The sequence below is a fragment of the Micromonospora mangrovicola genome, from assembly GCF_047200535.1.
Classification (GTDB): Bacteria; Actinomycetota; Actinomycetes; order Mycobacteriales; family Micromonosporaceae; genus Micromonospora.
Map to the genome: position 1 here is coordinate 23,775 of NZ_JBJZOG010000078.1, position 7,035 is coordinate 30,809.

Annotated in this window: 6 protein-coding genes; 4 read left to right on the plus strand and 2 right to left on the minus strand. The window is 75.1% G+C overall.

Annotated elements, in window-relative coordinates:
* Nucleotides 1-9: 9 nt before the first annotated feature.
* The gene (locus tag ACL02O_RS25120) at nt 10-1,251 is read left to right on the plus strand and encodes an APC family permease (RefSeq protein ID WP_412820613.1); all 1,242 of its coding nucleotides are present in this window, start codon (nt 10-12) and stop codon (nt 1,249-1,251) included.
* Nucleotides 1,252-1,257: 6 nt separating this feature from the next.
* Here ACL02O_RS25120 and ACL02O_RS25125 read toward each other — a convergent pair whose 3' ends face one another.
* Nucleotides 1,258-3,039 (minus strand): potassium channel family protein, encoded by a 1,782-nt coding sequence (locus ACL02O_RS25125; RefSeq protein ID WP_412820614.1) that lies wholly within the window; start codon nt 3,037-3,039, stop codon nt 1,258-1,260.
* Nucleotides 3,040-3,126: 87 nt separating this feature from the next.
* On the opposite strand from ACL02O_RS25125, the gene ACL02O_RS25130 reads away from it, so the two are divergent.
* The 3 genes from ACL02O_RS25130 to ACL02O_RS25140 all read left to right on the plus strand — a co-directional run bounded on the left by ACL02O_RS25130 (nt 3,127) and on the right by ACL02O_RS25140 (nt 5,910).
* A complete protein-coding gene (locus ACL02O_RS25130) occupies nt 3,127-3,618 on the plus strand; it encodes an MSMEG_6728 family protein (protein ID WP_412820615.1) in 492 nt (163 codons plus the stop codon).
* 38 nt (nt 3,619-3,656) lie between these two features.
* Complete coding sequence (locus tag ACL02O_RS25135) at nt 3,657-5,192, plus strand: FAD-dependent oxidoreductase (protein ID WP_412820616.1); 1,536 nt, start codon at nt 3,657-3,659, stop codon at nt 5,190-5,192.
* A 274-nt stretch (nt 5,193-5,466) separates the two neighbouring features.
* Complete coding sequence (locus ACL02O_RS25140) at nt 5,467-5,910, plus strand: HNH endonuclease (protein WP_412820617.1); 444 nt, start codon at nt 5,467-5,469, stop codon at nt 5,908-5,910.
* A 259-nt stretch (nt 5,911-6,169) separates the two neighbouring features.
* Here the strand turns inward: ACL02O_RS25140 and ACL02O_RS25145 are convergent, their stop codons facing one another.
* Entirely contained in the window at nt 6,170-6,937 is a 768-nt protein-coding gene (locus ACL02O_RS25145) for an enoyl-CoA hydratase/isomerase family protein (protein WP_412820618.1), read from the minus strand.
* Between the last annotated feature and the right edge of the window lie 98 nt (nt 6,938-7,035).

Sequence of the window (7,035 nt, forward strand, 5' to 3'; positions counted from 1 at the left end):
GTGCCAGGTGTGGATCACCTGACGCGGCGGCTGGGCGTACCCGATGCGGTTGTCATCGGGTTGGGGTCGATGCTCGGCGCGGGCGTCTTCGTGGTCTTCGCCCCCGCCGCGGCGGCGGCCGGCGGCCCCGGGCTGCTGGCCGCGCTCGTCCTGGCCGGCTTCATCGCCTTCTGCAACGCGACCAGCTCGGCCCGGCTCGCGGCCCGCTACCCCGAGTCCGGCGGCACCTACGTCTACGGCCGGGAACGCCTGCACCCGTTGGCCGGCTTCCTCGCCGGCTGGGGTTTCGTGGTCGGCAAGACGGCGAGCTGCGCGGCGATAGCGCTGACCATCGGGGCGTACCTCTGGCCGGGGCAGGCGCGGCTCGTCGCGGTCCTCGCGGTGGTGGCGGTCACCGCGGTGAACCTGCGCGGCATCGGCAAGACCGCCACCGCCACCCGGATCCTGGTGGGCGTCGTACTCACCGTGCTGGCGGTGGTCGCGGTGACCGGCGTCCCGCACGTCGCCCTCGACCGGCTGGACGGGGTGGCGGATACCGGCGTCCGGGGCGTGCTGACCGCCGCCGGCCTGCTCTTCTTCGCCTTCGCCGGATACGCCCGGATCGCCACCCTCGGGGAAGAGGTACGGGAACCGGAGCGGACCATCCCCCGGGCGGTGCCGCTGGCGCTGGGCATCGTGCTGGCGATCTACCTGGTGCTGGCCGTGGTGACGCTCGGTGTCCTCGGCGAGCAGCGGCTGGCCGGCTCCGCCGCGCCGCTGGCCGACGTGGTGACCGCGGCCGGGCTGCCCGGCCTGGCCTGGCTGGTCCGGGCCGGCGCCGCCGTCGCGGTCACCGGGGTGCTGCTCTCCCTGCTCGCCGGGGTAGGCCGGACCACCCTGGCGATGGCCCGCCACCGGGACCTGCCCGGCCCGCTGGCCGCCGTGCATCCGCGCACCCGGGTGCCGCACCGCGCCGAACTGGCCGTTGCCGCGGTGGTGATCGTCGTGGTGGCGCTCGGCGACGTCCGCGGCGCGATCGGCTTCTCCAGCTGCACCGTGCTGGTCTACTACGCGATCACCAACGCCGCCGCGCTGACGCTGGGCCGGGAACCCGGCCGGAAGATCCCGGTGCAGCTGATCGCCGCGCTGGGGCTGGTCGGCTGCCTGGTGCTCGCGGTGAGCCTGCCGCTGGCGAGTGTGCTCGCCGGCTTCGGCGTGCTCGCCCTCGGCGCGATCTGGTACGCCCTCCGCCACGCCGCGGGCCGAGGCTGACCCCGGTCAATCCTCCGGTTGCCGGGGCGCCGGCGCGCCGGCGGGCTCGGCCGGGCCCGGCGTGGTCTCCCGGAGCAGGGCGCTCAACCCGGCCCGCCGGGCCACCACGGTGAGCCGGTCCCCCGCCTGGATCACCATGCGCGGGTCGGCCGACCAGTCGGTCTTCTGCCCCGCCCGGCTGTGCGCGAGCAGGCGCACCTCGCCGGGGCGGGCCACCGTGGCGAGCGGACGGCCGTCCAGCGGCGAGCCGGCCGTCACCGGCACCTCGGTCACCAGCAGCGCGTGCCGGCCGACCGGGATGGTGGCGATCACCGCCCGGTCCAGCAGCGCCGCCGCGAACGCGGGCGCGGCCAGGTACGACACGCTCCACGAGATGCCGATGCCGAACGCGCGCTGGATGCGTTCGGCGAAGTCGCCGTCGAACAGCCGCAGCACCACCTGCAGGTCCGGGTCGAGGTTGCGGGCGTTCAGCGCGGCGCGCAGGTTGGTGCCGTCGTCGGTGGAGACCACCACCAGGGCCTGGCAGGTGGCCACGGAGGCGGCCCGCAGCGTCTCCTCCCGCCCGGCGTCCCCGACGATCAGCGGTACGCCGAGCCGGTGCGCGAGCGAGGCACCGCGCGCGTCGGGGTTCTTGTCGATGGCGACCACGTCGACCCCGAAGTCGTTCAGCTGGGCCATCACCCGGGTGCCGATGTTGCCCAGCCCGACCACCACCACGTGCCCGGCGCGGTCGGGCTGGATCCGGCCGGTGTGCAGGGCGAGCCGGGCGTTGACGATGCCGTCGATCACGGCAGCGGTGATCAACGGGATCAGCGCCAGCCCGGCGAGATTGAGCACCACCTGCATGACCTGCGCCGCGACCGGCTTGTCTAGGTCGGGATCCTGCCCGCTCAACGTGGTGACCAGGGTGAGGTAGAGCGCGTCGGACCAGTTCACCCCCGCCGCGCGGGCGTTCAGCCAGCCGAGGACGGCGATCACCGCCAGCAGCGCGAGCACCGCCACGCCGATCTTGCGGGTGGCGAAACTGCGGACCGCCCGGAGCAGCACCACCACGGGCTCCCGGCGGCGCCGGGCCCGAGCCAGCCGGCGGGCGGCCAGTTCGGTGCCGGCCGGTTGCCCGGTCGCCTCGGCCAGCACCACGTCGGCCGACTCCTCGTCGGCGGGGAGCACCCGGATCAGCTCCGGGTCGGTGGTGACGGCGAGGCCGCAGAGCACGTCCTGCGGGCGTACGTCGGTGCGGCGGGCCGCGTAGAGGGTGCGTCCGCCGTGCCGGAAGTGGGTGGGATCGAGCTCGCCCAGCGCCGCGGCCACGAAGGCCGGAGCAGCCATCGAGGCGTCGGAGAGCACCGCCGAGTCGGGGAAGAGCTCCCGCAGCCCGTTGGCGAGGCTGGTGTTGAACATGCGTACCACCAGGCGCAGCCGGGGCTCGACCTCCTGGGCGCAGAGCGCCGCGTGCATGTTGCCCACGTCGTCCTGCTGCAGCAGGGCCAACCCGGCCGCGTCGGCCAACCCGGCCCGGCGGAAGGTGGCCTCGTCGAGCCGGTCGGCGAGGACCACCTGGACGCCCTCGATGTCCCGGCCGTCCGGTCCGTCGGAGCGGCGCCGTCCGGGCACGACCAGGGTGACCCGGACCCGCCCGGAGGGTGAGTCGGTGGCCAGCAGGGACCGGGCCACCCAGTACGCGAGCGGGTCGTTGCCGCAGAGCACGTAGTGCGGCCGGGTGTCCCCGTTCATCCGGAGCCGCCACCCGGTCGCGCGGCGTGCGCGGTCACGCAGGGGCTCGGCCATTCCCGGATGGTAGTCAGCCGATCGCGGTACGCGCAGCCCCCTTGATCATGAAGGCATGGTGGCCCCGAGTACGGGTAGAGGAGCGGCATGCAGACGTTCCTCCCGTATCCGGACTTCCTGGCCAGTGCCCGGGTGCTGGACCAGCAGCGGCTGGGCAAGCAGCGGGTGGAGACCATCCAGGTGCTGCGCGGGCTGACCCGGCCGGACTACGGCTGGCGGAACCATCCGGCGGTAAAGATGTGGGCCGGGTACGAGGAGGCGCTGACCCGGTACGGGCTGGACATGTGCGCGGTCTGGTCCGAGCCGGGCCGGGCGGACACCTGCGCCGCGACCATGACCACCGACTTCGCCACCGCCTGCGGAATCGGGACCATCCGTACGCAGGCCGAGCTGGCCGAGGCCGGTGAGCTGCCGCCCTGGCTCGGCCGGGAGGACGTGCACCGCAGCCACCGGTCGTCACTGCTGCGCAAGAACCCGGGGCACTACGGCCGACGGTTCGACGACGTCCCGCCCGACCTTGAGTACGTCTGGCCCGCCTCCGATCGGGAACGGCGCTGCCTGCTCCCGCCGGGCGGTTGAGCCGGCAGACTGGAGACCCGTCTGCCGGGAAGGTGCACATGGCGCTGTCGCAACTGGTCGGTCGGCTCATCGGCGTACGCGAACACGTGGTGGATCCCGGCGGCGGTGGCGCCCCCCGGGTGCCGCGCCCGGTGCGGGCGGTGGTGGTGGGCGGCGGCATCGCCGGCATGTCGGCGGGGGTGGTGCTGGCCGAGCGCGGGGTGGATGTCACCGTGCTGGAGGCCGCGCCGACCCTGGGCGGCCGGCTCGGTGCCTGGCCGGAGGAGCTGCCGGACGGCCCGCAGCGCAACGAGCACGGCTTCCACGCCTTCTTCCGGCAGTACTACAACTGGCGGTCGATCCTCCGCCGGGTCGACCCGGGCCTGGGCTTCCTCAAGCCGGTCGCCGGCTATCCGATCCTCTCGGCGCAGTGGCCGACCGAGGAGTTCGGCCGGCTGCCGCCGGCGCCTCCGGCGAGCCTGCTGGCGCTGCTGCTGCGCAGTCCGAGCCTGCGCCTGGCGGAGCTGCGCGCGATGGACCGGGACGCCGCGCTGCCGCTGCTCAGCTACGACCCGACCCGCACGTACGCCGAGTTCGACGGGTGGACCGCCGACGAGTTGCTCGGCTCGCTGCGGCTGCCGGACCGGGCGCGGGCGATGCTCTTCGAGGTCTTCTCCCACTCGTTCTTCAACCACGAGGCGGAGATGTCGGCCGCCGAGATGATCGCCCAGTTCCACTTCTACCTGCTCGGCAACCCGGAAGGGCTGGCGTTCGACTGCCCGGACCGGGACTACGCGACGGCGATCTGGGAGCCGCTGACCCGGCACGTGGAGCTGCACGGCGGCCGGGTGCACACCGGCACGGCCGCCGGACGGCTGGACCGGACCCCGGACGGCTGGCGGGTCAGCACCACCGACGGGACGGCCCACGACGCGGGGCACGTGGTGCTCGCCGCCGACCCGCCGGCGCTCGCCGCGCTGGTCGGCACCTCCCCCGGCCTGCCGGCGGCCGCCCCCCGGCTCGTCGCGCGGATGCCCGCGTTCGGCACCCCCGGACCCCCGTACGCGGTGGCGCGGTACTGGATGGCCGGCGACGTCCGCCCGGATCGGGCGGTGTTCAGCGGGGTGTCCCGGCAGGCCACCCTGGACTCGGTGACCCTCTACCACCGGCTGGAGGACGAGCCGCGCCGCTGGGCCGCGCGCACCGGCGGCTCGGTCATCGAACTGCACGCGTACGCCTGCGAGCCGGACGTGCCGGCCGAGGAGCTGGCCGAGCGGATGCGGGTGGAGCTGATCGCGCTCTGGCCGGAGGCCGCCGGGCTGCGGGTCCGCGAGCTGCGCGCCCGGGTGGGGGCGCGGGCGCCGGCGTTCACCCCGGGCAGCCACGCCGGGCGACCGGGGGTACGCACCGACGCCGACGGCCTCTACCTGGCCGGCGACGGAATCCGCACCGAGTTCCCGACCGCGCTGATGGAGCGGTCGGCGGCGACCGGGATCGTGGCCGCCAACCACATCCTGCGGGCCGAGGGTGCGGCGGCCGAGCCGGTCCGTTCGGTCCGGCCACGCGGCCTGCTGGCCGGACGCCACCACCCGTGACGGCACCCGGACGGGCATCGAAATCCGTTGCCCGCCCTCGGGGAGCCGCCCTACCGTGATCCGCGCAAGGTCAACCAGCCCGTCGGGAGCACACCATGTCGTTGTCGCACGTCACGTGCGGGTCGTCGATGCTGCCCGTCGATGGTTGGCGAGCCGAAGGTTTCCGCACCGGGTGGCCGGGCTGACGCGTAACCGCGTCCGTCCCACCGCCGCCCGGTCCCGTGGACCGGGCGGTTTTTCGTTGCCGCACCACCGACCGTGAAGGGAGAGCCCGGTGGACGCCGTCCTCGTCATCAACGCCGACCTCGGCCCGCTGCACCGGGTCACCGTCCAGCACGCGGTCCGGATGCTCTGCCGGCGGGTCGCCGAGATCCACGAGGCCGAGCCGGACCAGGTCATCGGCGTGTTTCCGATGCCACGCGTGGTCCGCCTCGTCCGGTACGTGGTCACCCGCTGGCGGTTCAGCGCCGGGCCGGCCTGGTCCCGGGGCGGGGTGCTGCGCCGCGACGCCCGGCGCTGCGCGTACTGCGACGGCCCGGCCGGCACCGTCGACCACATCCTGCCCCGCTCGCGCGGCGGCCGGAACACCTGGAAGAACACGACCGCCGCCTGCTACGCCTGCAACCAGCGCAAGGGCGACCGGACGCCGGCCGAGGCGGGCATGCCGCTGCGGCGCGAGCCGGTGACGCCGAACTGGGCCGCGATGGCCGGGCGGTGACGAACGGCCGGCGGGCACAGGGGGTTGTGTCGGGGGTACACCTCCGGCGCGGCGCCCGCCGGCCCCTCCCCCAGTCCGGTCCGGCTCGGCCGATCGGGCCCGGCGCTCGATTTACCGCATCTCGGTGTGTCCGCGCTCGGTGACGCCCCGGGCTGCCGCATCTTCGGTCGATCAGGCCGGGTTGCGGCCCCGGGCCCGGCGCGGGACGGGCCGATCCGGGCGGCCGCGCACGGGGCGGTCACGGCGCGCCGTGGTCCGGTCAGCCGGCGGCGGGCGGTGTCCAGGTGAAGCGCGGCGGACGGCGCTCGCTGACCGCCGCCACCCCCTCGCGGGCCTCGCCACTGGACCGGACCTGTCCGTGCCACCACGCGATCCGTTCGTCGTCGGCGCGGCCGTCGATGATCTCCTTGGCCGCGGCGACAGTGAGCCGGGAGCGGTCGGCGATGGCGGCCGTGACCGCCTCCACCCGCGCGGCCAGCCCGTCGACCGGAAGCACCTCGTCGACCAGGCCGATCCGCAGCGCCCGCCCAGCGTCGATCAGTTCGCTGGTGAACAGCAGGTGTTTGGCGGCGGACGGCCCGACCAGCCGCGCCAGCCGCCGCGTGGTCGGCGCGGGGTAGACCAGCCCCAGCTTCGCCGGGGGTACGCCGAACCGCGCGTCCTCGGCGGCCAACCGCAGGTCGCAGGCGACGGCGAGCTGGCACCCGCCGCCCACGCAGGCGCCCCGGACCGCCGCCACGGTGGGCTTGGCGAACGAGGCCAGCCGCTCCTCGGCGGTGACCGCGATGCTGCCGTCCCCGGCCTCCAGCAGCTCGTCCAGGTCGCCGAGGTCGGCACCGGCACAGAACGTCCCGTCGGCACCGGTGAGCACCAGGGCGTGCACGGCGGGGTCGGCCTCCAGGCCGTCGAGCAGCACCGGGAGCTGCCGCCACATGGCCGGGGTCATCGCATTACGGCGGGCCGGGTTCCGGATCACCACGGTGGCCACCGGGCCGGTCACCGTGACGGTCAGCTCCGCGTCCGACATGTCTCCCCCTCGCGCCGCCGGTCCGGCCGACCATAACGGCGGGGCCCGGTGACCACCCGCCTGGGGTGGCCGCCGGGCCCCGGGTTCGGGCGGCTACG

Excerpts from the sequence above, each read along its gene's own strand:
- ACL02O_RS25125 (WP_412820614.1), bottom strand. The coding sequence starts at position 3,039 with ATGGCCGAGCCCCTGCGTGACCGCGCACGCCGCGCGACCGGGTGGCGG.
- ACL02O_RS25130 (WP_412820615.1), top strand. The coding sequence starts at position 3,127 with ATGCAGACGTTCCTCCCGTATCCGGACTTCCTGGCCAGTGCCCGGGTG.
- ACL02O_RS25135 (WP_412820616.1), top strand. The coding sequence starts at position 3,657 with ATGGCGCTGTCGCAACTGGTCGGTCGGCTCATCGGCGTACGCGAACAC.
- ACL02O_RS25145 (WP_412820618.1), bottom strand. The coding sequence starts at position 6,937 with ATGTCGGACGCGGAGCTGACCGTCACGGTGACCGGCCCGGTGGCCACC.